Origin of the sequence: Dermabacter sp. p3-SID358 (assembly GCF_025147465.1) — a bacterium.
GTDB lineage: Bacteria > Actinomycetota > Actinomycetes > Actinomycetales > Dermabacteraceae > Dermabacter.
In genome coordinates this window covers 37,994-63,758 of sequence record NZ_JALXOZ010000008.1, presented here as the reverse complement: position 1 = coordinate 63,758, position 25,765 = coordinate 37,994, and the positions used below count along the sequence as shown (strand labels likewise).

Annotated in this window: 18 protein-coding genes and 1 tRNA gene; 11 read left to right on the top strand and 8 right to left on the bottom strand. The window is 61.2% G+C overall.

Annotated features, from left to right (window positions below; translation table 11 throughout):
• Nucleotides 1–4 precede the first annotated feature (4 nt).
• Complete coding sequence (locus M3B90_RS05210) at nucleotides 5–310, bottom strand: WhiB family transcriptional regulator (RefSeq protein ID WP_259888963.1); 306 nt, start codon at nucleotides 308–310, stop codon at nucleotides 5–7.
• 148 nt (nucleotides 311–458) lie between these two features.
• On the opposite strand from M3B90_RS05210, the gene M3B90_RS05205 reads away from it, so the two are divergent.
• The 5 genes from M3B90_RS05205 to M3B90_RS05185 all read left to right on the top strand — a co-directional run bounded on the left by M3B90_RS05205 (nucleotide 459) and on the right by M3B90_RS05185 (nucleotide 7,391).
• Nucleotides 459–2,870 (top strand): transglycosylase domain-containing protein, encoded by a 2,412-nt coding sequence (locus M3B90_RS05205; protein WP_259888962.1) that lies wholly within the window; start codon nucleotides 459–461, stop codon nucleotides 2,868–2,870.
• On the top strand, nucleotides 2,863–3,798 hold the full coding sequence (locus M3B90_RS05200; protein WP_259888961.1) for a metallophosphoesterase: 936 nt from the start codon (nucleotides 2,863–2,865) through the stop codon (nucleotides 3,796–3,798). The genes M3B90_RS05205 and M3B90_RS05200 overlap by 8 nt, the downstream gene beginning before the upstream one ends.
• A gap of 113 nt (nucleotides 3,799–3,911) precedes the next feature.
• Nucleotides 3,912–3,985 (top strand) — tRNA-Pro (locus M3B90_RS05195).
• A 361-nt stretch (nucleotides 3,986–4,346) separates the two neighbouring features.
• The gene (locus M3B90_RS05190; protein WP_259888960.1) at nucleotides 4,347–5,675 is read left to right on the top strand and encodes a peptidoglycan-binding protein; all 1,329 of its coding nucleotides are present in this window, start codon (nucleotides 4,347–4,349) and stop codon (nucleotides 5,673–5,675) included.
• Nucleotides 5,676–5,900: 225 nt separating this feature from the next.
• Nucleotides 5,901–7,391 carry a beta-N-acetylhexosaminidase gene (locus tag M3B90_RS05185; RefSeq protein WP_259888959.1) on the top strand — a complete coding sequence of 497 codons (1,491 nt, stop codon included), beginning with the start codon at nucleotides 5,901–5,903 and terminating at the stop codon, nucleotides 7,389–7,391.
• Nucleotides 7,392–7,403: 12 nt separating this feature from the next.
• Here the strand turns inward: M3B90_RS05185 and M3B90_RS05180 are convergent, their stop codons facing one another.
• Nucleotides 7,404–9,425 (bottom strand): Ig-like domain-containing protein, encoded by a 2,022-nt coding sequence (locus M3B90_RS05180; RefSeq protein WP_259888958.1) that lies wholly within the window; start codon nucleotides 9,423–9,425, stop codon nucleotides 7,404–7,406.
• Nucleotides 9,426–9,479: 54 nt separating this feature from the next.
• On the opposite strand from M3B90_RS05180, the gene M3B90_RS05175 reads away from it, so the two are divergent.
• Nucleotides 9,480–10,883 (top strand): phosphotransferase, encoded by a 1,404-nt coding sequence (locus M3B90_RS05175; RefSeq protein ID WP_259888957.1) that lies wholly within the window; start codon nucleotides 9,480–9,482, stop codon nucleotides 10,881–10,883.
• Here M3B90_RS05175 and M3B90_RS05170 read toward each other — a convergent pair.
• Nucleotides 10,867–14,286: an ATP-binding protein gene (locus M3B90_RS05170; protein WP_259888956.1), complete on the bottom strand. Its 3,420-nt coding sequence runs from the start codon at nucleotides 14,284–14,286 to the stop codon at nucleotides 10,867–10,869. The two genes, M3B90_RS05175 and M3B90_RS05170, sit on opposite strands and share 17 nt — an antisense overlap.
• Nucleotides 14,283–15,038, bottom strand: a complete 756-nt coding sequence (locus tag M3B90_RS05165) for a DUF4194 domain-containing protein (RefSeq protein ID WP_259888955.1) — start codon at nucleotides 15,036–15,038, stop codon at nucleotides 14,283–14,285. Before M3B90_RS05165 ends, M3B90_RS05170 begins: the two co-directional genes overlap by 4 nt.
• 117 nt (nucleotides 15,039–15,155) lie before the next feature.
• Between M3B90_RS05165 and M3B90_RS05160 the strand changes: the two genes are divergently transcribed.
• Genes M3B90_RS05160 through M3B90_RS05150 form a run of 3 tightly spaced genes read left to right on the top strand, consistent with a single transcriptional unit; the run spans nucleotide 15,156 to nucleotide 17,057 of the window.
• A complete protein-coding gene (locus M3B90_RS05160) occupies nucleotides 15,156–15,827 on the top strand; it encodes a hypothetical protein (RefSeq protein WP_259888954.1) in 672 nt (223 codons plus the stop codon).
• A 13-nt stretch (nucleotides 15,828–15,840) separates the two neighbouring features.
• On the top strand, nucleotides 15,841–16,428 hold the full coding sequence (locus tag M3B90_RS05155; RefSeq protein ID WP_259888953.1) for a hypothetical protein: 588 nt from the start codon (nucleotides 15,841–15,843) through the stop codon (nucleotides 16,426–16,428).
• A 2-nt stretch (nucleotides 16,429–16,430) separates the two neighbouring features.
• Nucleotides 16,431–17,057 (top strand): hypothetical protein, encoded by a 627-nt coding sequence (locus tag M3B90_RS05150; protein ID WP_259888952.1) that lies wholly within the window; start codon nucleotides 16,431–16,433, stop codon nucleotides 17,055–17,057.
• On the opposite strand, the gene M3B90_RS05145 is transcribed toward M3B90_RS05150, so the two are convergent.
• On the bottom strand, nucleotides 17,035–18,528 hold the full coding sequence (locus tag M3B90_RS05145; protein ID WP_259888951.1) for a DUF3375 domain-containing protein: 1,494 nt from the start codon (nucleotides 18,526–18,528) through the stop codon (nucleotides 17,035–17,037). The two genes, M3B90_RS05150 and M3B90_RS05145, sit on opposite strands and share 23 nt — an antisense overlap.
• A gap of 35 nt (nucleotides 18,529–18,563) precedes the next feature.
• Nucleotides 18,564–19,823 carry a tRNA guanosine(34) transglycosylase Tgt gene (gene tgt, locus M3B90_RS05140; RefSeq protein WP_259888950.1) on the bottom strand — a complete coding sequence of 420 codons (1,260 nt, stop codon included), beginning with the start codon at nucleotides 19,821–19,823 and terminating at the stop codon, nucleotides 18,564–18,566.
• 112 nt (nucleotides 19,824–19,935) lie between these two features.
• Between tgt and M3B90_RS05135 the strand changes: the two genes are divergently transcribed.
• The gene (locus M3B90_RS05135) at nucleotides 19,936–22,335 is read left to right on the top strand and encodes an acyltransferase family protein (protein WP_259888949.1); all 2,400 of its coding nucleotides are present in this window, start codon (nucleotides 19,936–19,938) and stop codon (nucleotides 22,333–22,335) included.
• A 6-nt stretch (nucleotides 22,336–22,341) separates the two neighbouring features.
• Here the strand turns inward: M3B90_RS05135 and M3B90_RS05130 are convergent, their stop codons facing one another.
• Complete coding sequence (locus M3B90_RS05130) at nucleotides 22,342–22,809, bottom strand: DUF2304 domain-containing protein (protein WP_259888948.1); 468 nt, start codon at nucleotides 22,807–22,809, stop codon at nucleotides 22,342–22,344.
• Nucleotides 22,806–23,513, bottom strand: coding sequence for a glycosyltransferase family 2 protein (locus M3B90_RS05125; protein WP_259888994.1), 708 nt, complete (start codon nucleotides 23,511–23,513; stop codon nucleotides 22,806–22,808). Before M3B90_RS05125 ends, M3B90_RS05130 begins: the two co-directional genes overlap by 4 nt.
• Nucleotides 23,514–23,744: 231 nt before the next feature.
• On the opposite strand from M3B90_RS05125, the gene M3B90_RS05120 reads away from it, so the two are divergent.
• The gene (locus tag M3B90_RS05120; protein WP_259888947.1) at nucleotides 23,745–25,724 is read left to right on the top strand and encodes a DUF6541 family protein; all 1,980 of its coding nucleotides are present in this window, start codon (nucleotides 23,745–23,747) and stop codon (nucleotides 25,722–25,724) included.
• The last annotated feature ends 41 nt before the right edge of the window (nucleotides 25,725–25,765 follow it).

Here is a 25,765-nt window from a genome sequence, read left to right as displayed (position 1 = left end):
CAGCTTAGCCGGGCGTGCTTGAGCCTTTCCGGTTCTCGAGCACCGGCAGCCACGACGTCACCGCGGGGTGTTCGCGAAGGAGGCGGCGGCGCTCACGTTCGGTCATGCCGCCCCACACACCGAACTCAATCCGGTTGTCCAAGGCATCGGCGAGACACTGGTTTAAAACGGGGCACGAACGGCATACCACCTTGGCCTTGTGCTGATCGCTTCCCTGGACGAAGAACTCCTCGGGATTGAGGCTTGCGCACGCGCCTCGCGAGGCCCAATGACGCGCATCGTGAATCGTGTCAACGCTGCCCACGCTCACTCGCACACCTCCCGAATCTGTTCTCTTCGATTTTTGGCGTGACCCCATACTAATGAAAGTGTGACGCGACCCCCAATTCGGGCATCTCCGCACAACTTTTACACGCGCGATACTGCCCTTCGCGCGTTCGCCTTAGTAGGGTGTGAGCATGCCAGAGTCTCAGCAGGAGCCATCGGTCCGTTCCAATCCGAGCGAACCGACTACCACTCTCACCCAAGCGTTCACGGGTGTCGCAGGCTTGCTCGCCGTGTGTGCCCTCGCGGGAGTTCTGCTCGCCGCCTTCGCGCTTCCGGCCGTGACCGCGATGTCGGCCGCCGCGAAGGATGGCGTGAACCTGTTCAACTCGCTCCCGAGTGAACTCGATGTCGCACCCCTCAACGAGGCCTCCCGCATTGAGGCATCCGATGGCAGTTTGCTCGCGACGTTCTACTCCGAGAACCGGATCATGGTTCCCCTCGACAAAATCGACGAGGATCTCCAGCACGCCGTCATCGCGATTGAGGATCGTCGCTTCTACCAGCACAACGGCTTTGACCCTCAGGGCACGTTCCGCGCATTTGCCTCGAACCTTGCTGGTAATAGCCTCCAGGGCGGCTCGACCCTGACCCAGCAGTACGTGAAGAACGCTCTCCTTATGGATGCCTTCCAACGTGGCGATGATGAAGCTATCCAAGCGGCGACCGAATCCTCCCTCATCCGCAAGCTCCGCGAAGCGAAAATCGCGATCTCCCTCGAAAAAAAGTGGAGCAAGGATGAAATTCTCAACGGCTACCTCAACGTCGCGCAGTTTGGCCCATCCCAGTACGGGGTAGAGACCGCGGCGCAACATTACTTCTCAAAGAGCGCAGCGGATCTCACGCCCGGCGAAGCTGCTCTCCTCGCCGGAATCACGAACTCCCCGAATGGAAACGATCCTGTCAAGCACCCGAAGAACGCTTTCAAGAGGCGAAACCAGGTGCTTCATGACATGCACCAGCTTGGTTATATCAATCAAGAGGATTACGAGGCAGCAAAGAACCAGCCCGTCGAGGACATGCTCAAGGTTACCGATGCGCGCGCCGGTTGCTCGACCGCGGGTGGTAGCGGTTTCTTCTGCGACTATGTGACCCGCAGCCTCCTCAACGATCCCGCCTTCGGCAAAACGAAGGAGGATCGCCGAAAGCTCCTTTATGGCGGTGGCCTTACGATCAAGACGACCCTCGATCCTGCCCGCCAGAAGGTCGCGGAAGACATCGTCAATCGCAAGGTTCCGGCCGATTCGGAGTCGGGCTTCGGCCACGCAATCGTGAGCGTCGAGCCCGGTACCGGCAATATCCGCGTCATGGCGCAAAACCGCACCTTCAATCCTTACAAGGACGCAAAACCGGGCGAAACCTCGCTCAACTACACGGCGCCGAAGTACTTGGGTGGCGGCAACGGGTTCCCCGTTGGCTCGACCTTCAAGGCGTTCGTTCTCACGACCTTTCTGAGCGACGGCGGCTCGATTTGGGACTCCGTGGGGCGTGGCTCGAATACCTTCAATAATTTCCCCGCGAAATGCCTTCGCCACGGGAAGTGGCGCGAAGCCTCCGGTTGGAGGCTCAAGGATGCAGGCCAGGATATTCATGGCTCGATGAGCGTTCTGGACGCCACCAAGTTTTCGATCAACACCGCGTACGCCAATATCGCACTGCGCACCGACCTATGCAGCATCGCGGAAACGTCACGCGCTCTAGGGGCCGTCCCGGGAAATTGGAATGATTCGATCCCCGAGAACAAGGAAAAGCCCGTCAACGACATTTTCGGTGCCGACCTTTCGCCCGCGACTCAGGTCATCGGCGAAATCAACATTCCGATGGTGAATATGGCGGCGGCTTACGCTGCTTTCGCGGCGGAAGGCAACTACTGCAAGCCGCAACCAGTCGAAAGCGTTAAAGACCGCAACGGCAAAGAGCTTCCGTTCACGAAGTCGCAGTGTTCGCAGGTTGTCAAGCCCGAAGTGGCGAACGCGGTGTCGTGGACCCTCATGCAAGGTCTTTCCGATCCGAAAGGCACGGGTAAAGGCAAGGTTATTCCCGGTCACGACGCGGGCGGGAAGACCGGCACCTCCGGCAGTCAGTACCACACGTGGTACGTGGGCTTCACGAAGAACCTCTCGACCGCGGTCTGGTTCGGTAACCCCACTTCCAATAAAAAGCCGACGGGTGTGACGGTTGACGGTCAACGCCTTCGCGGCAACGTGTGGGGCAGCACCGTTTCCCTCCCCACGTGGCAAGAGTTCATGATCAAGGCACACGAAGGACTCCCCTCCGTCCCCTTCCCGCCGAAGCCTGAGGGAGTTCAACGCGCACCGCAAACACCCGACTCGAGCGGCTCAAGCGAGGACGGTGGCGGTGCTCCCGCGCCCAACCCAGCCCCCGCCCCTCAGCCGGGTGGGGAACAGCAACAGAACGCGCCCTCAGAGGGGGAGACTAACGCTGGCGCACGCGAGGCGGCTCCCGAGGGCTACAGGTATGTTTACCCGGGAGACCCCGACTACGACGAGTATGTGGAATACGAGGAGTACTACCCCGGTGACTAGGGCTAAGCCACTCGCTATTCTCGGCGGCGCCGCTATGCTGGCAACCGTCGGAGCTGCCGCAGGAGCCCACGTGTGGGCCCGACACATTGAGATCAATCTCTTCGAGGTGCGCAAACTCGATCTTCGCGTTCTCCCGCAGGGAGCTCAGCCGGTACGAGTACTACACATGTCCGACGCGCACCTTCTCCCCGGGCAAAAAAAGAAACGCGAATTCTTACGCTCACTCGCCCCCCTCAAGCCCGATCTCGTCATTAATACCGGCGATAACGTTGCAAGCGAGGAGGCGATCGAGGCAATTGCGAGCGACCTCGCGCCCCTCCTTGAGCGACCGGGCGCTCTCGCCCTCGGCTCAAACGATAAGTACGCGGCAACACGCCGCAACGTCTTTCGCTACCTCCTTCGTGACCCTCGGCCGAAGAACTTTCGAGACGGGGTGCCGAATCCTCCACTTCCCGTTGATCGTCTCGTCGATCGTCTTACGTCCGGCGGCTGGGCACATGTGTCGAATGCCCGCACCGTGCTCGAGCTTCCGCAATGTGATGTCGAGGTCGTAGGGGTAGACGACCCACACCTCGAGCACGACGAGTTTCCTCCGCTCACAAATCAAAGTGCGTCGCTCACGAGCCACGCTCGCTTCAAGATTGGAGTGACTCACGCACCTTATCGTCGCGTGCTCGATCAGTTTGTAGACGACGGGTGCGATCTCATTTTTGCGGGGCACACCCACGGTGGCCAGCTCGCGCTGCCCTACTTCGGTGCACTCGTCACGAATTGCGACCTTCCGCGCTCTCAGGCCAAGGGCCTCAGTTATCACCGCGGCGTGCCACTTCATGTGAGTGGAGGTATTGGCGCGAGCCCCTTCCATAACATGCGCTTTGCAAATCGGCCCGAGGTCACACTCCTTACCCTTAAACCGCGCCTCACCTGATCCTTCAAGCACACCGCGGTGGTGGCAATCACGCCACATCGATTAGCTTCGCGCCGAGGCTAGACGCTATAGTTGATGAGGTTCCGAGGGCTCCGCAGCCCTAGCGAAGCTTCCGGGGTGTGGCGCAGCTTGGTAGCGCGCTTCGTTCGGGACGAAGAGGTCGCAGGTTCAAATCCTGTCACCCCGACTCAAAGGAAAAGCCTCCGCTTCGGCGGAGGTTTTTTCGTTTCCCTGTTACATCACAATCTTCCGTTCAATATACCTCCTCAAATTACACGCGTGTAACTACCACGATGAGTTTCTTTTGGAAAGCCGTGACAGCATCACTTTGGGCAAATAACAGTAAAAGTTTGGCAAATTAGCGCTCCTGATTGATTCCTGAGAGTTCCAGGCTCCCCCCTTCCTCACCTAAGGTGGAGCGCGGGCCATGCACGTGGCTCACCCCCCGTGATCGCTTCCCGTCACCTCGGGGGGAGCTTCCTCGATGTGCACCCTGTGGCGGGAATTGGTGTGAGCACCAATCGCGAGGGTAGGAAAGTTGCTCTCTTATGCTTCGTACCGCACAGCGCGGCACCCACCGTGCCGAAGGCCCCGCCGTTATCGACTACAGCAGCCTTCTCGCCCCTGTCTCGAAAGGTGCCGTTGGCGCCGCCGCCCTCACCGCCGTCGCCGCCACGGCCGCAACCGGTCTTGGGCTCGCTCCCGCTGACGCTGCCACTTCGACTCAACGTGGGCCTGTTTCGCAGGCAAGCTCAAAGCTTCCTCCGATTTCCGCGCTTGGCTCGTCGCCGCTTCGCACGGGCCACTCCGGCCAGCGCGTCCAGGCACTCCAATCGCTCCTCAACCACCACGGCGCGAACATCAACGTTGACGGATCCTTTGGCCGCCGAACCCGTAACGCAGTGGTGACGTTCCAGTCCTCCGCCGGTATCGGTGTTGACGGCGTCGTTGGCGCCCGTACCCGCTCAGCTCTCGGATCGAAAAATCCGACCGCAGTGAACAGTACGCCGAAGTTGCGCCCCGGATCGCGCGGCGAGGCTGTCAAGAACCTGCAGAGCCTCCTCAACAACGCTGGCGCCAACATCAAAGTTGACGGTGTTTTCGGCCGTGGCACGAACACTGCCGTACGTAACTTCCAGTCCTCGGCTGGCGTTGGCGTTGATGGCGTTGTAGGTCCCCGCACGTGGGGCAAACTCAGCTCGGGTGCTGGCTCGGCCGCCGCCTCGAAGAGCTCGACGGCAGTCAGCAACACTCCGAAGCTCCGCAGGGGCAACCGTGGTGATGCCGTGAAGAACCTCCAGAACCTGCTCAACAATTCAGGCGCCAACATCAAGGCCGACGGAGTCTTCGGGCGCGCCACCTATAACGCCGTACGCAACTTCCAGTCTTCAGCCGGCGTTGGCGTTGATGGCGTTGTAGGTCCCCGCACGTGGGGCAAGCTCAACTCGGGCAACGTTACGATCGCAAAAGCCTCATCTGCCAACACATCGGCACCTGCTCCAGCCTCGAGTACTTCGGCGAAATCCGATGCCTCGGGTGAAGCTATCGTCGAAAGCGCCAAGAAGTACCTCGGCACACCGTACGTGTGGGGCGGTTCGTCCCGTTCAGGCTTCGATTGCTCAGGACTCACCTCGACCGTTTACCGTGAGCACGGCATCTCGATCCCACGTACGGCCCGCAAGCAGGCATTCGGCGGAAAAATCATTTCCGAAAGCGAAGCTCGCGTAGGCGATCTCGTGGTGTTCACGCAGCGCAACTACGGTCACGTCGGAATTTACGCTGGTAACGGGAAGATTGTGGACGCGAGCCGCTCGCGCAATCAGGTTGTCTACCGGGACATCTGGACCTCGAAGGTCGTCTTCGTCACGTACCGCTGATCGGTAGAGGGGTTCGATCCTGACGCTAAGCGTCGTGGGAAGAGGATCGAGGCCACACCGGTCAGTCTATGCGGGCAGCCCCTCGGGGCTGCCCGTTTTTATATCCGACGGCGCCCTGACCACTTCGCTCCTTTTCTTCCAGCGTGCGCCTATCCCCACGTGGCAGGGTTGAGCTGTGTCTTTACGCAGTCGCGCACAGGGACCGCCATCTACTCAAGGAGTGACATGTCCACGAACTCTGAGCTCAATAGCGCTCCTCTCCCCCTCATTCCCGAACCGCTTTCGGTGCGCTGGGGCGAGACCCCGGCGGAGGACTGGGTGACCACGGATCCTTTCGGTGAGGTCACAGTCGGCGTGAACAAGGATCTCCCCCGCACCAATTTCTCGCTCACGATCCACGAAAAGGGTGCGTCGATTACCGCCGGCAGCGAGGCTGCGCTCGCCGATGGCCGCAATGCTTTCGCACAGATCGTGCACCTTTCTGCGGTGAGGTCACAGCTCGCGAACGCGGCGACCGTGGCGAGCGAGCAACCGTCGGATCCCACATACCGCATCCCGGCACTCACGCTCAGCGATTCCCCGGCGCACGCGTGGCGCGGGCTCCTCGTGGACCCCGCGAGGCACTTTCTGCCGGTTGAAGACCTCAAGCGACTCATTACCGTCATGGCTGTCTACCGCATGAACGTGCTGCACCTGAATCTCACGGATGATCAGGGCTGGCGTTTCGAGGTGAGTGGCTACCCGCGACTCACGGAGGTGGGTGCGTGGCGCGAGCGCACGGTCGAAGGTACACCGCAGTTCGAAGGTGAGGACACGTTCGCCGAGGATCGCCACGGCGGTTTCTACACGCAGGATGAACTGCGTGAGCTCGTGCAGTATGCGCGTTCGCGTGGCGTTACCCTGGTGCCGGGTGTCAACCTCCCGGGCCACGCACAAGCGGCAGTCGCCGCGTATCCGAACCTCGGAAACTTCCCGAACCGCCAGCTACTCGTGCGCGAAACATGGGGCGTGAGCGATCACGTGCTTGGGACATCGGAGGCGTCGTTCCAGTTTGTGCGCGATGTGCTCGAGCAGGTCGCCGATATTTTTGACTCTCCGTTCGTTCACGTTGGTGGCGAAGATGCGCCGCTTACAGAATGGGAACACTCGCCCGAGGCTCGTTCGCGCCGCGAGGAATGGGGGTACTCGCGCGAGAGCGAGATCCTCGGCCGTTACTTCGCCCTCGCGGCTAAAGTCCTCCACGATAAGGGCAAGCGCCTCGCGGTGTGGGATTCTTCCACGCTCGTGCGTGTTCCCGACGACGCGGTCGTCCTTGCCGGCCGCGACCCGAAGGGTGTGAAGGCCGCGGTATCGCGGGGTTTCCAGACGGTTGCGGCACCCGAGTCAATTCTCGGGCTTGACCGCGTGCAAGGCCGAAATGAACCCGCGGGTGCAAACCCCTCGTTGAGCCTCGAGGACGTGCTCGAATCAAAGCCGCTTCCGAAGAAACTCAGCGAGGAGCAAGAAAGGCTCGTGCTCGGCATCGAGGCGACGGCATTCGGTCAGTTCATTCCGACGGCACGCCACCTCGAGTACATGCTTTTTCCGCGTCTTGTGGCGATCGCGCAACACGCGTGGGGCTCATCGATCGAACCGGATGAGCTTCGTGAGCGCATCCGCGCGCACGAGGCGCTTCTCGCTCACCTCGGTGTCGAATCGCGAAAGATCCTTGATTAGGAACCGAGCCTCTTAGCGATCCAGCTTGCGGTCTTTTCGCATTTGCGCTCCTACCCACAGGGAGACGATACCCGTAAAGATGAGAAGCGCCGTACTCGTCATGAAAACAGCAAAGGTCGCACTCGAACTGGGCATAAGGCGTCCGTAGATCGCGCTGAGACCCGCGTCGCGCGAGGTCGGACCGGAACCCGGCACGAGCGGCTCGACGTCGATCACGATGTGCGCGCTCGTGCGAAGCCCCGCCGAGTCTTCAACCGTATATTCCACGGGTTTTGTTCGCCCCACAAAGGTTCTCGCGGGGGTAAATCGCACACCGCCAGCGCTCGTCACTTCGAAGACTCCCTCTTCGGGTATTTCGAGGCGGCGACCCGAACCAGCAACGAGCTCCTGAACATTGGTTGCGCTCGAGCTGTGGAGCACGAGAGTCGAGGAGTCGAAGCCTTGACCTGGGCTCGCGGGGGTGTCGTTGCCGAGCACGTCGATCGTCACGGAGTTGACGCGGCTATTGGAGAGGGCCTCATCGTCGCGTGCGGTGGGCACTGCGCTCGCGTATTGCGCGTGCAGGGTTCCGCTGGTGGTGTTAGAGGCGAGGGCGCTTTCGATCGTGAACGTCGCGACGTGGGGCGAATCGTTGAGCGACGCGTCGGGCGTGAACGTCACGGTGCGGGCCTCGGTGTCGAAGACCCATTTCCCTTCCGCGGGAACCATCATCGACTTGCGGTCTGCAGAGAAAGTTGTGCCCTTGGGCATGTCGCGATCGGAGAAAGCGAAGGTTGAGGGTTGGACGTTGAGCGACCCGTCGAGCGGGGTGAACATCGCGGCCTGGCCCCACTTCACTGCCGTATAGCGGGCCCCGACCTGGGGATAACCAACGCTCACGGGGGCAACCGATGACCTGTTGCCAATTGGGTCTGCACCCTTGATACCCATGGGTGTGACGTCGCGAACTCGGTCACCGAGCGGGGTAAACGTGAGCTTTCGAGCATTCCGGTCGAGCGCCCACGTTCCCTGGTCAGCCACAGTCACGGATAAACCATCTTCGGAAGTGAAGTACGACGTATCGCCGCCGAATGGCGCTAGTTCGAGCGTAGCGGGATCGATATTCTTCGTGGCGTTCGTAAGGTCGAAAAAGACTGGTTGGCCGTATTTCGCGGCTCCCGTGATGTCCCTGATCGCTGGGGTTTTCACGGTCACCGTCCCCTGCGCAACTGGATGCCCTTTCGTGTCGTCGCCGGTCATGGTGACGGGCCGTGGTTGGGTACCGAGCCTCTCGCGACGCGGCGTGAATGTCACGCGCGGTTTGCCTTCGGTCGTGAGTGTCCACGTTCCTTCCTCGGGCACAATCAGGCGAGTGCCGTCATCGACGAGTGCGCTTCCCGCAGGAAGTCCGTCAAGGGTAAATGCAAGGGACTTTGGGTCAACGTGCCCTGTTCCATTTGGCAGTGGGATCGTGACCTTTTCGCCTTCGGAGGCGCGAGCACTCACATTCTGAACCCCGGGGTAGGTCACGGTAACGGTCACGGGGGTTGATTCGTAGCCGGCTTTTGAACGCACCGAGAACCGCACGCTGTGGGATCCTCCCGCTCTGGGATTCTCGGGGGTGAACGTGATGCGAGTGTCGTTGATGGACCATTCTCCAACCCCCTCGATCAAGAGTTTCCTCCCTCCCTTTGTGGGCTTCGCCTCGCGCGACTCACTGCTCGCGAGAAGTTTCATCGAATCGAGATCGAGGGACTCAAGATCCTCCGATCCCACCATGAAGAGGAGGTCGAAGGTTCCCGTATTTCCGAGAGACGCGGTGTCTTTGAGCGCGGCCGGATCCGCCGGCAGGGTGAAAGGCCCGTCTTCACCGAGCGCGTGCGCGGCTGGAACGAGGGGAACTCCGCCTGGAGCGAAAGGCGCGGGGGCGAGAGCGGGTCCGACAGTTGCTGCAATGACAAGCGCGCACGCTGCGGTCCGCGCGAGGGCACGGCTGAGAATCGATTTCTTGCGCACGATTCCGCCTCCCACAACTGCCTCGAATTCACCCGCCACACTACCAGCGACGATAGTCTTAGAGCACCCAAGTATCCCAGCGTAGGGAGTCCCATGCTCAGCATCGTGTTTTCCGATCATGTTCGCCGCGAGTCGTTCCTCGAGGATGCCGCGCGCTTCATCATGGGGCAGCGCTGGGGTGCTCTTTCATCCCGTGAGGTACCGCAACTGCAGATTGCGGGCTGGACTCGCCTCGCAGAGGACGAGCACCTCGTCGTGTCGTTTGTGTCTCTCGGTGCGGATGACGGCGTGCGCTTTGCATTCCCCGTTGCGTGGAATAAGGACGGCCGGGTCGAGGAAGGCGAACTCGAGAATCTTATTACGCAGGTCGAGACACCGTTTGGATCGTACAATGTGTACGACGCGACGGGAATCGACCGCGCCCGAGCGCTACTCGCACGCGCTCTTTTCGAGGGGGCTTCAGGCGAAGGGCTCAACCTCGAGCCCACACTGTTTGACCCGACCGCGCATCGCGTTCGTGAGGATCTGCAAGCGATTACGTCTACCGAGCGCCTCGTGGGAGAACAATCAAATACGTCGCTCATCATCCACACGGAAAGCGGCAATGAATATATCCTCAAGCTCTTCCGCCGCCTCCACGAAGGCACAAACCCCGATGCGGAGCTTCAGGAGGCACTGCAAGCGGAAGGCAATACGCAAATCCCCGACTTCTTCGGCTACGTCAGTGGGACGGACGCGCTTGGCGGAACCGACGTCGCGCTCCTCAACCGCTTCCTTCCACACGTCCAAGATGCGTGGCGTGAGGCTCTCATTGCCGCTGCCCAGGGCATCGATTTTGCGGGGCAAGCGTCAGACCTAGGCACATCCCTTGCGCAGATCCACACGGACCTCGCGAAGGCGCTGCCCACCGAGCCCGCGAGCACTAACGTACGTGCGCTCACGCTCGAGTCGATGAAGCGGCGCTTCGTGCATCACGCCGAGGCTCTTCCCGTTCTCGAAAGCTTTACCGAGGCCGCGAATGAGGTGTTCACGCGCGCATTGCGCGTCGAATGGCCGCCGTTCCAGCGCATTCACGGCGACCTTCACCTCGGGCAGGTCCTTAATTCGCCGAGTGAAGGCTGGGTGTTCCTCGATTTCGAGGGAGAGCCTTTTCGGCCCATGTCAGAGCGCGTGAAGCCCGATTCGCCGTGCCGGGATGTCGCCGGGATTTTACGGAGCATCGACTACGCGGCGGCGTATGTCGAGCTCAACGAAGGCATCGATGCGCGCGAGTGGGCCCATGCCGCCCGGGAGTCCTTCATCGAGGCGTACCTCGCTCAGTCGGCTGCACGCGGCGGCGGGCAAAGCACGGAAGATTTGCGCTTCCTTTTCCGCGTATTCGAGCTCGACAAAGCCGCCTACGAGGCCGTGTATGAGTCACAGAACCGCCCGGAGTGGCTCCCGATCCCCCTCAGCGCGCTCGAGGAGCTCACCGCAAACGCTACGCAGCAGGGATGAAGTCGATGGGGCTCACGGAGGAGTAGCGGTCCTCGCGGATCGACACGACTCCCACGCCGCCGATGAAGGGCGCGAGGGCTTGGGGGTTCTTGCCGGGGTTCGCGAGGATTACCTGGAAGCCGAAGTGGCGGAAGGACTCCATCGCGGCGGTGATGAATTTGCCCGCACCCTTGCTAAACGCCTCGTCGATGATGATGGGGGCGTAGCGGGGCACGTCCACGCCGGTCCCGGCGAGCTGATAACGCAGCGCCGCGGCGAGGCAGAACGTCGTGAGGCGCTCGTTCTGGCCACCCGAAAGCGGGCCACCCGATTCATGCGCGTGCACTACCTCGCCCGCGTCGTTCACTTCTTCGGCGTGGAAGTGGACGTGGCGGCGCACATCGAGGATCGCGCGTGAGGCGAGATCCTCGCGAGTTCGAGCCTTCGTGATGATATCCATGAGGTGCTGGAGAGCAAGGAAGCGCTCCTCGGCCTTGTCGCGGTCGAGCGTGAGGTCGTTCTCGAGGCTCGAGTTCGTCGCCTCGTTCAGGGCGCGCTTGAACTCGTCCAGGGCCGCAAGGTGAACCGGCCGCATCGAGAGCTGAAGGTAGCGACCCTCGTGGAATTCGACCTGGGCAAGCAGCTCGTTGATCTTCGCGAGGCGTTTGCGGATTTGCGCGGGCTCTCGCGCGATAGCTGTTGCGAGGGCCTGCACGTCGCCGAGGGTGTTCGATGTGAAGAATTCGAAGAAGCGATCCTCGACCTCGGGAAGCTTTTCCTCTTCAATGCCGCGGAGGATCGCGAGATATTCGGGGGCCGCCTCAAGCGACGTGTCGACGTCGGCGCCGTCAGCTGGCCAGCGCCGCGTGAATTCGCGCATCGCCGTGCGCATGTCCTCTTCGGCGCGTGCGGTTTTCTTCGTGAGTGCCATGAGCTCGGCATCGAGGGTCGCTGAGGCATCGCGCGTGACCTGGTCGATGTTGGAAAGGAGCAGCGTAGGCGCGATGGCGCGGAAACGCCCCTCCAAGTCTGTGCTTGTCGCATCATCGAGGGTGCGCTCCTCAATCTGAGCCTCGGCCTGAAGGTGACGCTCGCTGATCTGGTCGAGCTGTTCGTTGACACGCCCGAGCTGGCCCACGATCTCGAGGAGCTCCTCGTCGCCTTCGCTAATCGACATCTCGACCTGATCGATTTGACGCGCGATTTGGGTGAGGGCACTCGAGCCATCTTCGGCGGCGCGCACCATGTCCTCGAGGTTGGCGATGCGGCGCGCGACGCTCGCGGCGTCTACGTCGTCCCAAGTCACTGCCTGGATTGCCTGGAGAGCGAAAAGCTTCTCACGCCGAGAGTGGGCTTCCTTTTCGAGATCGCGACGACGGGCCTGCGCCTCAAAGAGGGCCTGCTCAACGCGCGTGCGCTCGGCCTCGAACACTGCGCGCTTAGCGCGGTTGTCGAAGCCGAGAACCCAGCTAGATCGATCGCTGATCTGCCTCTCGGCGTTCTTCTCGTGACGAGTCGCGGAATGCTTGATCTGGCCCGAGCGGAGTACCGCGCGAGGGTGCTTCGTGAATTCCTCGAGGGTTTCCGCGCATAGGTAATCCATGCGCGAGGCAACCTCGTTCGAGAGCCACTCGTGGAACTCACCCTCGCGGATCTCAATCTTCGCGCCGAGTGAGCGATCGCCGAGTTTCTTCGGAGCGGTTTTCACGCTCGTGTTGATGCGGTTGTAGGACACGCGCCTGCGAAGTTTCATGCCGTCAATTTCACGGGCGAAGGCGCGGTAGGCACGCTCGGGAACGAGGATCGAACGTGCGAGGCCCCGCAGGGCCTGCTCGGCCGCGGCCGTCCATTCCTCTTCGCCCGCGCGCACCTGGAGCAGCTCGGCCGCAAACGGCAAATCTGTGGGGGCCACGCCGATCCGCTCGGCAAGAAGATCGCGAAGGGCCACGTCGTCAGAGTGAAGGTTCGAGGCACGCTTCGTGAGCGAGGCGAGTTCCTGGCGAGTCGTCTCAAGCGCGTGGGCGTGCTCACGCACTTTGGCTTCGGCCTCCCACTGAACCTGCGCTTCGTTCTTCTCGTCGTCTTCGAGCGTCGAGCGCAGTTTCGCAACCTCGCGCTGGGTTTGCATGAACGTTTCTTCGTTCGAGGGCGTATGAAGGTCCGCGAGCGCGAGCTGTCCCGAGAACTCGGTTGCGCGTTCGCGGCGGCGGTCGCGTTCGACCTCGAGGCCCGCAATCTGCTTCTTCCAGGCGTCGATCTCACCGCCACCGGCGCTCTTGCGCTGCTCTTTGAGCTGGGCGAGGTCGCCACGCGCTTCGGCGATGTCTTGTGAGAGGCGGTTGCGGTGGGCGCGAAGCCTGTCCTGATCGCGCGTAAGCCGATCTTTTTCATCGGCGAGGAGACGCACGAGATGCTGTGCGGCAAAGACGTCGATATCGTTTCGGCGGTCCACGAGCTCGCTTCCTCGAGAACGCGCCTCGCGCCACACCTTGTCGGCTTCGCGCAGGCCCGTGAGAACGTCACGTTGCTCGCGCGCGGTCACGAGCGCGTCGTACACCTCGGAAAGGTTTTGGAAGTTGGCAAGGGCCTGGTCGGCAAGGTCGAACGTGCGGGGTTCGTCGAGCATGTAGTCGCGAAGCAGCGCGTTGACGTCGCCAAGTTCCTTCGCTGATTGAATTTTGTGGAGAAGCCCGAGCGCCTTTTCGTCGGGGATGCCAAGAATCTGGCTGAAACGCGCGCGGTATTCACGGAACTGGCGGAAGGTTTCGGTGCCTTCGAGGGCCCTTTCGAGCTCACGCCCTTCAATGCTCGTGCTGACAAATGGGCGAAGGTCGGCGACGTCGTAAGGCTTCGAGGAAATGACGTAGAGGCTTCTGACATCCGAATCGGCGCTGTGCCCCGACTGAAGGAGGAACATGCGCGTAAGCTGCAGGGTTTCACCGAGCCCGTTGCCGAAGCGAAGGCTCACGACGCTCAGCGTCGTGTTCTCGCGCAGCACTTCCTGGCTGAATTCTCCGGTCGCGGCGTCGTAGTGCATTGCCCATGCCCCACGCACGTAGCTCGCCACGGTTCGGCGGTACTTGGCGCTGCGCGGTCCCGCATCGGAAGCGGCAGCGTTGAAATGGAGGGTGCGCGGTGGGGTGAGGAGAGCGCTAATCGCGTCGAGAAGTGTGGATTTACCCGTGCCGGGGCCGCCCGTGAGGAAGTAGCCCTTCGAGCTGATCTCGAGGTCGTGGGTTCCGTGGAAAGTCCCCCAATTACTCAACTGCACGTGGTTGAGGCGCCATTGGCCAGGGTGGGGGTGTTCGTGGTCCGTCACGTCACGTTGAGGGGTTTCGGCGGCGGTTCCGACGCTTGCCTCGCCCAGGCCGTCGAGGGCATTTTGCGCGTCGCTCATGGGCGTATCTCCGCTCGTGGAACTCATTCGGCCTGTCCTTCGGTTGTGGCGCGGGAATCGTCAAGCGCGTTTGCGGCACCCGTGACGTCGTCACCCGCACGCTCGTAGAGATCGATGAAGGTGCGCGCGGTATCGGGGTTGATCATGAGTTTGAGCACGGGCGAGACCTCGAAGGAGTCGCCCTGTTCTTCAAGGAGGCCCGCGCGCTGAATTTTTGCAATCGAGGATCGAATGTCTTTTGCGAAACCCGCTTCGTCGGTCGAGGTCGATCGGCGGTAGGGGGCGATGTTCGCGAGGAGCTCCGCTTCGCTCACGACCGCGCGCTGCCCTCGCGAGGACTGCGTGAGAAGGTGCTGGCGCAGCACGAGGAGAAGGACGGTATCGAGCCGGTTGAGACCGGTGAGTCGGCGAAGAAGTTTCGGGGCGTCGGGGTCGTCCTCGCTTTGACGCACAAACGCGACCTGCGCGTCGTCGTCGAGAACAAGGTCGAGGAACATGTCGGCAAGGCGCTGCTCGATGTAGGCGCGATCGCGAAGGAGTTGGCCGTAACGCTGCGGGTCGCGGCGGCCGTCAAGGTAGGGGCCTTGGAGGAGAGCGACGAGGACGCGGCGGGAGTCATCCACGAGCGCGCCCCCGGTTGAGCCGGCGTAGGTGAGGTCTTCGTCGTCGCTTGCGAGTGCCCAGTCGTCGCTTTCGATACCCGACATCGTCTCGGGCGTGGCGGCGCCATCGGCTGTCTCCTCGTGTTCACGCATGCGCGAGCCCTCCTCGTTTTCCACGCCCTTCAGCCTACCGGCCATGCGAGAGTTATCCACAATTCTCGGGCGCGTGACTCCGTATCCACGCCATCCTCCATAGGCTCGAGGCGTCACCTTGCGCCAGTCGAAGGAGCCGCCGTGACCGCATCCAAGCCAACCGTTGCAGATCCTCGAATACCCGCGCGGGTGTGGATCGTTCTCGCCTCGATCGCCCTTGTCTGCGCGCTTTCAGCACCGATCGCCCCTCCGGTGTTCATGGCACTTTTTCCCTTTCACGTTCCTGATCCGCCGGGAACTCATTCCCCGCTCGGCGGTCTCAATGACATCGTCGCGCATATCTTCGTTGCTGCGCTGATCTTCACTGCCTTTCTCGGCGCGGGCAATCTCGCCGGTCTCACCGCAATTCCATTCGCGATTACGGCTCTCACGCGATTGGAGCGTACGGGGCGGATGTGGTTCGCTGCCGCGGCGATCATCTTCTTCGTCGTCGGGCCGCTCCTCGAGGTTGCGAGCGCCGTGACTCTTGTGGGGATCTTCTGGAATCTGCCAAGCGAGGTCGCAATGGACCCGGCAACCGGAACGGTTCGAGTGGAATGGGAGGGCATCAAGTCCATGCTGTTCCTCGGAGCGTTCATCGTCCCTTTGGCGATCGATCTCGTGCGATTCGCCGTCATGGTCTTCGCGGGATTCGTGGCGTACGACTCCGAGCTTCGGCCCGCTCCACGGGTATCGATAGAGGCCGGGCAACCGTCGGATCTTCCAGCGCGCCATTCCGGTACCGTAGAGTTACGCACATCACCTTTCACCTAGTTAGGGAGGTACCGTGGCTGTACAGGCGCCCCCCTCTCATCGCGGCCCCGCGGCGCTGTGGATCCTTTTCAGCGCGCTCGCACTGGTGATGATCCCCCTGCTGCCGATTATTCTTTTCACCTTCTCGTTCGACGATCCCGCCTCGCCCTTACCCGAGAGCGCCGGGAGTGTGGCCATCTACGCACAGCAGTTCGATTCTCTCGTGGAATACCTGAAATCGGTCGCCACTCTCCTCATCATCGGGATAGTTGGTGCGAACCTTCTCGCTCTTTTCTCCTTCCCCTTTGCCTACACCGCTCTCAAGCGGTGCACCCGCAAGGTTCGCCAAAAGAACATTCATTCGCTCATCTACTTCGTGCTGGGCCCCATTTTCGTGGTTCTCAGCTTCATCGTGTTCGTCGTGCTCTACCTCGTGGTGATGAATGTTCTCGAGGCGGTGACGTCAAACAGCGAGGCTGCACGAAACGTTGCGGTGCCTTTCTTGCTCGCCGCTTTCGTGATCCCCCCGCTCCTCGACATCGCGAGATTTGTCTATCTCCTCTTCGCCGGAATTCGGGTGTACCGCACACAATCATCGCCGCAGGAGGTTGAAGCACCGTGACCATGTCGTCAACCATGCACTCGAAACGCGACCATCGTGACCTTGCGCGCGTATGGGTGGTTCTCTCTTCGATCGCCCTTGCTCTCCTCTTCCTCGCGCCCGGCGTCGCTCTCGTCCTTCTCGTCTTCCCGATTTTCATCGAGGACCCCCCGAACACGATGCCCGCCTTCAGAGGCGTCAACACTCTCTTTTTCACGGTCGTGCGCTCGGTTCTCGTGTGCGTTGTCGCGGCGCTCGCTGCAAACGCGCTTATTCTCGCATCCCTGCCAGCAGTCATCCGTGCGATCAAACACTGCCCCACGCCGGGTGCCGCACGATTCGGAAAGATTTCCGCCATCGTTTTCGGGGTGGGTCTCGTTTTCAACGCCGTAGTCTGGGGCGTGGTCCTCGGCCCCTGGTTCTTGTCCCTTTTCCCCGCTCTCCAAGAAAGTGCCCGCACGCTTGGAAGCATCGGCTCGAAGGCCTTCGAGAAGCTTTCGTACTTCACCTACCCGCTCGTCCTCGCGCCATTTGTCTTCGACGTGGTGCGCTTCATCGCGATGCTGATTGCCGGCATCGCCGTCTCCACGGCGAGGCATAAGAGTGCGGTGCTGCCCGCCGTGGCTCCTACGGCTCAGGCACCTCGCTGAGGAAGAAGAACGCCGGTACTCGCGCCACATAATCGGTTCCGGCTCCCTCGAGCGCGTCTTCGCGCCAGCGAACGATCTCCGTGTCTCCTTCGCGCGCGCTGGCGTGTGCCGTCGCAAGGAACATGAGCCCGATAATGCTCGCGAGACCTTGCGGAGCGCCCTGCTCTCGCACGACCTGACCGATACTCGCTTGCCCCTTCACCTTAACGACGTCGTTGACGGATGAAGAGAGACCCACGAGATCGATGTCGTTGGTGCGCACAAGCTCGTCGAGTACCTCGACGCTCAGGCGTGAGGCATCGTGGACCTCCGCTTCAGGTGGCACTCCCGGATCGCTCGGGTCCTTGAGGAGATACTGCGCGACGGAGTTCATCTGCGAGCGCGAGAGACCCAGGTCAATACTCTCGACCCTGCGGTGGCTCACGGTGTCCTTTTGCGAAAGGGCGATGCCTTGCGCCTCTTGGAGGAGATCGAGAAGCACGCGGTGCTGGCGGAAATCCTGGCTGCGCACGAAGCGCGCAAGGGACCGATATAACTCAGTCTTGACGTCGAGCACCTCTTGCGCCGGCTCGTAAAGGTCGCTGAACACGTTCGCGAGGCGATCGCGCTCACGGCGCGTGAGATTTCGAGTGAAGTCCCGCGTCAGCAGGCGGTCCACGAGGTCCTGGGCGCGCTCGTTGAGCTTCGGATCATTGAGCATCCGGAAGAACGCCGTGAAGGTCTTGCCCACTTTGGACTGGCCGAGGAGATCGTCTCCCGCGAGCAGCTGCTCGAGAACCTCGCCGCGCGAACCCTCGGGCGAGAGAATCTGCTCGCGAAGGTTCAGGTCAACTGCGCGAAGATCCTCGCGGTACTGAAGGAAGTCACCGCTAAGCTCGTCGGCCACCTGAAGGATGTCGCGAAGACGCTCCGCGGAGTGTTCTGCTGGGGGCAGCATGAGCTCACCCTCGCTCAGCGCCTGAATTTCCCGCTCGATTTGCGCGCGGCGTAGCTGCAGCCCGCGAAGGCGCACGTCCAGGTCGCCCTCGGTGTCTTCAGCGAGGCGCTCGAATTGCTGCATGACGAGCGTGAGGCGCGATTCAGTGGTGGTGGGGCGATGCTCCTCGAGAGAAGAGATAAAGCCGATCGCTTCGACAGTCGAGACGGAAAGCTCGAAGGTCGTCTCGACTGTCGTGGGGTCGTCGCGCCGAGTCAAGTAGCCTTCTCGCACCCACGCATCAACGTAGTCCGAGGCTCCGCGCTGGACATCATCATCGCCTCGTAGCAGATCCAGGTGGCTCGCCACGCGCGCCACAAGCTCCGATCGATCAAGCCGACGGTCGCCCGCGGGAAAAACGGTCTGCAAAATCGCGAGGGTTGCGGGCGCCTTCGTTGCGGAAAGTAGCCGCCACGTGGACATGCGGCGAAGACGCTCGTAGGCCTCGGCTCGCTCAGCCGCGCTGTGCCCGCCGAAGGATTGAAGATCGCTCACACTCACGCCTCAACACTATCGAAACAGGGCCCGACCTAGCGGTACTCGCCGTAGTAGGCGCCCGTGCGCTCCTCACGAAGTGCCTCGAAGTCGCCGCTCGAAATCGCCCCGCGAATCTCCTCGACGAGACGCACAACGAAGCGCTCGTTGTGGATCGTGCACAGGGTCGACGACAGCATTTCCTTCGCCTTAAAAAGATGGTGGATGTAGGCGGCGGTGTAGTGGGTGCACGTATAGCAGTCACACCTCTCGTCGATTGGGGCGAACTGCGTGCGGTACTTCGAACCCGTGAGGTTCACGCGGCCCCGTGCGGTATACACGGCGCTGTTGCGCGCGACACGTGACGGGGAAACGCAATCGAACGTGTCCGCTCCCGCGGCGATGCCCGCGAAAAGGTCATCCATCTCAGAAAGACCAAGGAGGTGGCGCGGCTTTTCTTCGGGCAGCTCGTCGGTCACCCATCCAACGATCGTCGAGAGGTTTTCCTTCTCGAGCGCGCCGCCGATGCCGAAACCGTCAAACTGCCAGCCGTCAACGGTCATGGCACCGAGGTCACGCGAGGCCTTGCGCCGCAGGTCTTCGTACTGCGCACCCTGGATAACGCCCCACAGCATCTGGTAGGGCTTTCCTTCGCGTTCCTCGGTGAGGCGTTTGTGTTCGGCGATGCAGCGTTCGGCCCACAACCGCGTGCGCTCGAGGGCTTCTTCTTGATAGCCACGCGAATTCATGAGAGTTGTGAGCTCGTCAAACGCAAACATGATGTCTGCCCCGAGCGAGTGCTGGATCTGCATGGAGAACTCGGGCGTGAATCGATGCTCCGAACCGTCGATAAAACTGCGGAAGTTCACGCCGTCGTCGTCCACGTGCGCGAGACGTTCCTTGCCTTTCTTCGTCGCGTGATCGGTGCCATCAGGCGTGCTCGCGCGGTCATTTCCCGCAAAGGATTCGGAAAGCACCTTCTGAAAGCCCGCGCCAAGGCTCATGACCTGGAAACCGCCCGAGTCGGTGTACGTGGGGCCATGCCAGTTCATGAAGGCACCGAACCCGCCGGCCCCGTCGATGAGCTCATGGCCAGGCTGGAGATACAGATGGTAGGCATTCGCGAGGATCGCTTGCGCGCCAAGCCCCGCCATCGACTCCGGAAGCACCGATTTCACCGTTGCCTTGGTCCCCACCGGGATAAACGCCGGGGTCTGAATATCACCGTGCGGCGTGTGGATCACGCCCGCGCGGGCCTTGTCACCGTGGCGCGCGACAATGTCGAAACCTGCGCCCTCTTTCTCGCTCGTGCTCATTGGGCCATTTTCCCACGAGAGAGCGCACACCGTCGACGCGGGCGGGATAGCACCTTCGCGTTTGCCCTGTAAGGTTCTGTATCGTTCCACGTTCACGAAACCGGAAGGGCACATGGCGAACGCACGCGGGCACCGTGCCCCTTCGAAAAGCGAAAGCGCCCCCAGTTTTGCGCTCGAGGATTTCGTCCAGGACGCGCAAGATCCCGCCCTCGATGACCTCGATGGCTTCTCCTGGGTGCAGGAAGCCGAGGAGCGCGAAAGCGAAGACATTGCCGCGTGGGGTGCCGCCGAAGACACGGGCGAGCCGTTCGTGTGGTACCAGGGGCCACAGGTCGCCGAGCAAGCGTCGGACTCCCCCGACCCCGACCCCGAAAAGAGCGCACAACCCGCCGCTTCCGCCAAGAAGGCCCAGCCCTCCCACTTCCGCCCCGAAATCGAGGGACTTCGCGCCGTGAGCGTGTTCATGATCGTTGTGTACCACGTGTGGCTCGGGCGCGTTTCGGGCGGCGTAGACGTGTTCCTCTTCATTTCGGCGTTCCTTCTCGGATCCTCTTTCGCCCGGCGCCTCGACGCTCGAAAGCCCTTCGGCCCCGTGCGGTACTGGCTACGCACGTTCACGAGGCTCATGCCACCAGCCACGGTCGCAATCCTTGGCACGCTCTTCGGGAGCTACGTCCTCCTGCCCGAATCCTCGTGGCAAACCGTGATCTCTCACGCAATCGCCTCAGCAACGTACGTGCAGAATATTTGGCTGTCGATCACGAGCGTGGACTACTACGCGCTCGACGCCTCGACCGCCTCGCCGCTTCAACACTTTTGGTCCCTCTCTCTCCAGGGCCAAGTGTTTCTTACGTGGCCGCTCTTGTTCATCGGCGCGAAGTTTACCGCAAAGAAGAGTGCACACCCGCGCCGCGTCGCATTCGGCTTCTTCGCCGTGATCGCCGCCGCGTCATTCGCTTTCTCGATCTACTACACGGCAACCCACCAGTCGGCCGCCTACTTCTCCACGCCCGCGCGCGCATGGGAGGTCGCGTGCGGGACGCTTCTTGCGCTCGCTCTTCCCACACTCGACCGCTTTCTCGGTGCCGCCCGACCCGGGTCCTCAACCGTGCCACGTCACCGAGCCCTACGTGCACTCGCGGGCTGGGCGGGCTTCGCCCTTCTCGTTTCGCTTGGCCTCGTGCTCAACGTCCAGGGGCTTTTCCCCGGCTGGATAGCCCTCTGGCCGCTCGCGGGCGCAGCTCTCATCATCGTTGCTGGGTACTCGAGAACGTCATGGGGCTTCGACAGAATCCTCACGATGAAGCTCCCCCGCACTCTCGCCTCGAGCTCCTACTGCCTTTACCTCGTACACTGGCCGATTCTCATCCTCTGGCTCGCCCACTCCGGCCAAAAGCGTGCCGGCGCGCTCGACGGCCTCTGCGTCATCGCCGGAAGCATGGTGCTCGCGTGGATTCTCTCGAAACTCGTCGATTCGCGCTTTCGTAAGCCCTCGTGGAAGAGTGCCCCCTGGTGGCGCTCCCTCACGGTGATCGGCGCGTGCCTCGCCCTCGTTCTCGGCGGCGCATTTGGTCTCCGTGGCTACCTTGCAAGCCTGCAAACGTCGACCCCCATCACTGCCTCCACCCCCGAGGACTCTCGCGCCCTCACCGAGGCCTTCGACCCCGACACCCTCAGCCCAAAGGGCTTTGAGCTGGACGGCCAGTGGCCCAAGCTCCCGCACCTGTGCGACGACCCCACGGGCACCCTCGCGGCCACGAAAGACATTCCGTGCGAGACCCTCCGGCCCCTCAAGGCGAAAACGAACGCGACGGTGCTCGTGGTGGGATCTTCGCACTCGCGCCAGTTCATCCCCACCCTTCTCGACGAAGCGAAGGCGAAAAACTGGCAGATCATCAACTTCACGAAGAATGCATGCACGTTCCGCGAAGATTCGATGCTTGCGGAAGGCGAGTACTGCAAGGGCTATTTCGACCAGGTCATGAAGGCCATCGATGAGCACGACCCCGACCTCGTGCTCATGACCTCCACGTCCGCAACGCCCACGGGCACCGGGGAAAAGGTCCCCGACGGCACCCGCGAAGGCATCCAAGCCGTCCTAAATAAAGGCGCTAACGTGCTCGCCGTTCGCGATGCGCCGCGCTGGCCGACGAGCCTGTACACGTGCGCCGAGACCGTGATCAACGCGGGCGGCGACCCGAAACTCGCCGACGAGGCTTGCGGGGCTGACCTGGGCTCAAAACTTGCTGCGAACGACCCGAGCGAAACCCTCGACGGCATGACCGGGCAGAGCGGTGCCAAGCTCTACCGCATGGATCTCAGCGACCTCATCTGCCCCGAAGATCGCTGCGCTCCGATCCAGGGCAACGCCTACGTGTACATGGACGACAACCACCTCACCCGTACGTTTACAAGCGGGATCGCCAAAGAGGTATCAGCGCGGTTTGAGCAGCTTGGGATCCGGCTCGGGGAACGCTCGGGAGAGTCGGGGTCCGACGGTGACTCCTCTTAGGCGCGGCTAGTCTTCGAAGTCGTTCTCGGTAAGGTCTTTGTGGCTGAGGCGTGGAATGGGACCTGTGAGGCGGTCGACCGTCGCATTACGCGGCTCCTTGAGCTCGCTCGCAGCGACGGAAAATTCTCGCGCGACTTGGCGGCGAAGTGAGCTGACCTCGGTATCAAGAATCGCCACGTGTTCTGCGAGGGTTCGTGTTTCTTCCTCCATCGCTGAAAGCTCGAGCGAGAGCTGCACAATGATGCCGAGCAGCATGACGATGGATAACACGAACAGGAGGTTCGAGGGCACCCTAAAATGGAGGAGGTCAGCCGCGATTTGGAGAAGCCTCGGGAAGATCGCGAGCAGAACGACCCCTCCGCCGACCACAACCCAGAGGGCGACATACTTTTCGCGAAGTCGCCCTGAGCGCAGCAGCAAAAACACGACGATGATCGCGAAAATAGCGGCACCGAGAACGAGAAGGCGACTCATACTTCCTCCTCCTGATCGAGCGGACGCTTGAGGGGTTTACGCGTAAGCGCAATGAACATCGAGAACATGGCTCTGAAAAGGTAGATGGCCGCTTTCCAAGGCGCTGCCGAGGGCGTCCCACCCTGGCGGGGCCGCATTTCAACGGGAACCTGAGTCACGGTGAGTCCGGAACGGACAGCAACAACGAGCGAATCAATCGTGTCGCCGAGGTATTCGGCGGGAAAGTGCCGAACGTACTGTTCAATCGCCCGGCGGTTACCTGCCCGAAAGCCACTGGTCGCATCGGTGAGGCGAGTTTTCCCTAATCGAGAGAGGATCCATGCAAGCATCTGCATCGCCCACCATCGAGGCCCCGACGCTTTATAGTTTCCTTTTTCGGCAAAGCGGGCCCCAATTGAAATATCAGCGCGCTCGAGCCCAGCGAGAACGGCGGGGATATCTCTCGGGTCGTGTTGCCCATCGGCATCCACCTGGATCGCACTGTCGTAATGATATTTCTTCGCGAACGTATAACCGGCGCGCATGGCCCCACCAACACCGAGGTTAAAGGGAAGATCCATGACGATAGCCCCGGAGGCTTTCGCGATCTGGGAGGTGCGATCAGCAGAGCCATCGTTCACGACGAGAACATCAACCCACGGCACCGCCTGCCGGATCTCCTCGATCGTGGAACCGATCGTATCTTCCTCATTCCAGGCGGGCATGATGACGAGAATCTTCTTCTCAGGGGAACCTTCCACCGAAACGGAACCTCTCTCAACAGTGCGATCTAGGCGCTGCAGCGCGTTCTGACACCCAGTGTAAAGGCACGGACCATCGTGAATGGTGAAGCCTCCGCTTCCAGGGAAACGAACATCACCCGCGTTTGAACCATACTCACTCCGTGATCCGGTATACGCTCGTGAAGTACTTCTTGCTCCGAGAAAAGGCGGCACATGACCTGGCTACCTCTGCTCCTCCCGGCGGTCGTCGCGTGCCTGTGGGTGACGGTACCGGGCTTGGTGTTGAACCTCAGCGTCGGAAGTCGCCCGCTCACAGCATTTTTCTTGTCCCCGCTCACATCAATTGGCATCATCGCCATCGCTGCAATAGCTGCACCTTTTGTGCGGCTCGCATGGGGCCCCCTTCCGGTCATCCTTTTGACTGTCGCTCTCTCAGCCGTTGCGCTCTCAGTTCGGTTGGCTCGCGACCGAAACTCACTCAGGGCGGGTGTGAGACTTCCGAAAGTCAGGAAAGAAAACGTTTGGTACATCCTGACGAGCGCACCGAGCCTTGCAGTCATCACCGTCCTGGGCTCCTTCGCTCTTATGCTGCGCCACGTCAAAAACTTCCTGGGATCGCCATACGCATTTTCACAGAAATTCGATGCGATCTTTCACCTCAACGAGGTGCGCTGGATGATCGAAACCCAAAACGGTTCGAGTCTCGATGCTCTATCCATGACATCAGCGCCGTGGGAGTCGCAGTTCTACCCGTCAGCATGGCATGGCCTCACTTCGCTTACGGGCCTCACTTCCGGGGTTCACGACGTTGGCCTTTTGACCAATTCCAGCATCATCGCCACCCTTTGCGTGATCTGGCCGGTATCGATGATCGCACTCATCTATGTACTCATGCCGGGCAGCATCCTGCGCAGTTCACTCTTTCCAGCAGGCGTGATCCTCGCTGGAGTCCCCGCCTTCCCATTTACCTTTGTCGACTATGGCGTTCTCTACCCGAATCTCTTGGGATACTGTCTCCTGCCTGCCATGTACATTCCGTTCTTCGCCTTCATTGGGCAAGCACGTCGATTGAATCTCCGAGTAGTGCCGACACTCACCATCGGTGCCGTCGGAGCTCTGGGAACCGCTCTTGCTCACCCGACGGCAGCGCTCATGGTTCTGGCTGGATCCACGGTGACCACTATGTACCTCACGGCGCGCTATGCAGCGCGCCGAAAAGGATGGCGACTCATCGCGATCCATGCAGGCGGCTCGGTCGTACTCTTCGGTGCCACCATCATTGCGTGGGTGAAGATCCGACCGCCAGGAAAGGCGCCCGAGACGTGGGGACCCGTGACCGACACTTTGGGCGCGATTGGCCAAGTCATCATCAATTCGCCTGTGAACGGGATCCCTCAATGGCATATCCTCGTTCTTCTGATTCTCGCGATCGTCGGAGCGCTTCACACGCGATTCTATCTTCCCCTCACTCTGTGGAGTCTGTGCGCTTTCCTCTGGGTCGCCGCCGCCTCGTGGGACTTCGGGTCCGCTCGGCGCTTCCTCGTAGGCGTCTGGTACTCGGACGCAAACAGGCTTTACGCGCAAATGGGCCTATTCCTTATACCTGCGGGAGCTCTTGGCGTTGGCTACGCCTGCAAGTGGATTTATCGAAAAATTCGCCAGCTTGGGCAGTTCCGTGGAGGGCTCCCCCTCGTCGCCGCTCTTGGCGCCGTTGCCTTGATCGCCACCACTCAAGCGACTCCCGCTATGGATTCACATATCGACAACATCGAGCGCTCCTACAAGCTTGCGGCTCGAACCAATTCGGTCAACCAGCAAGAGCTGACTTTCATGCATGAACTCCCTGAATATGTAGGCCCCCACGACAAGATTTTTGCTAACCCGTGGCGAGGGGAAGGACTCATCTACGCCTTCACCGGACTCAATGTGTCGACACACCACCTCCTCGAGCACGAATCGAGAACAGAGGACTACCTCTTCAAGCACCTTGATGAAATTGATGAAGACCCAGTAGTATGCGCGGCGATTAACGGGCAAGATTACGACTACGTTGTGCACTTCGCAGGCCCAGCGATCGATAACGATTACTTCACGACCCCCGGATTCAACCACCTTGAAAAAACGAAGAAATTGAAGCTTGTTCATCAGCGGGGAAATGCCTATCTCTACCGCATCACAGGTTGCGATGAGTAATGACCAGCTACCCTCACTAACCATTCACTAGCGACTTGGAG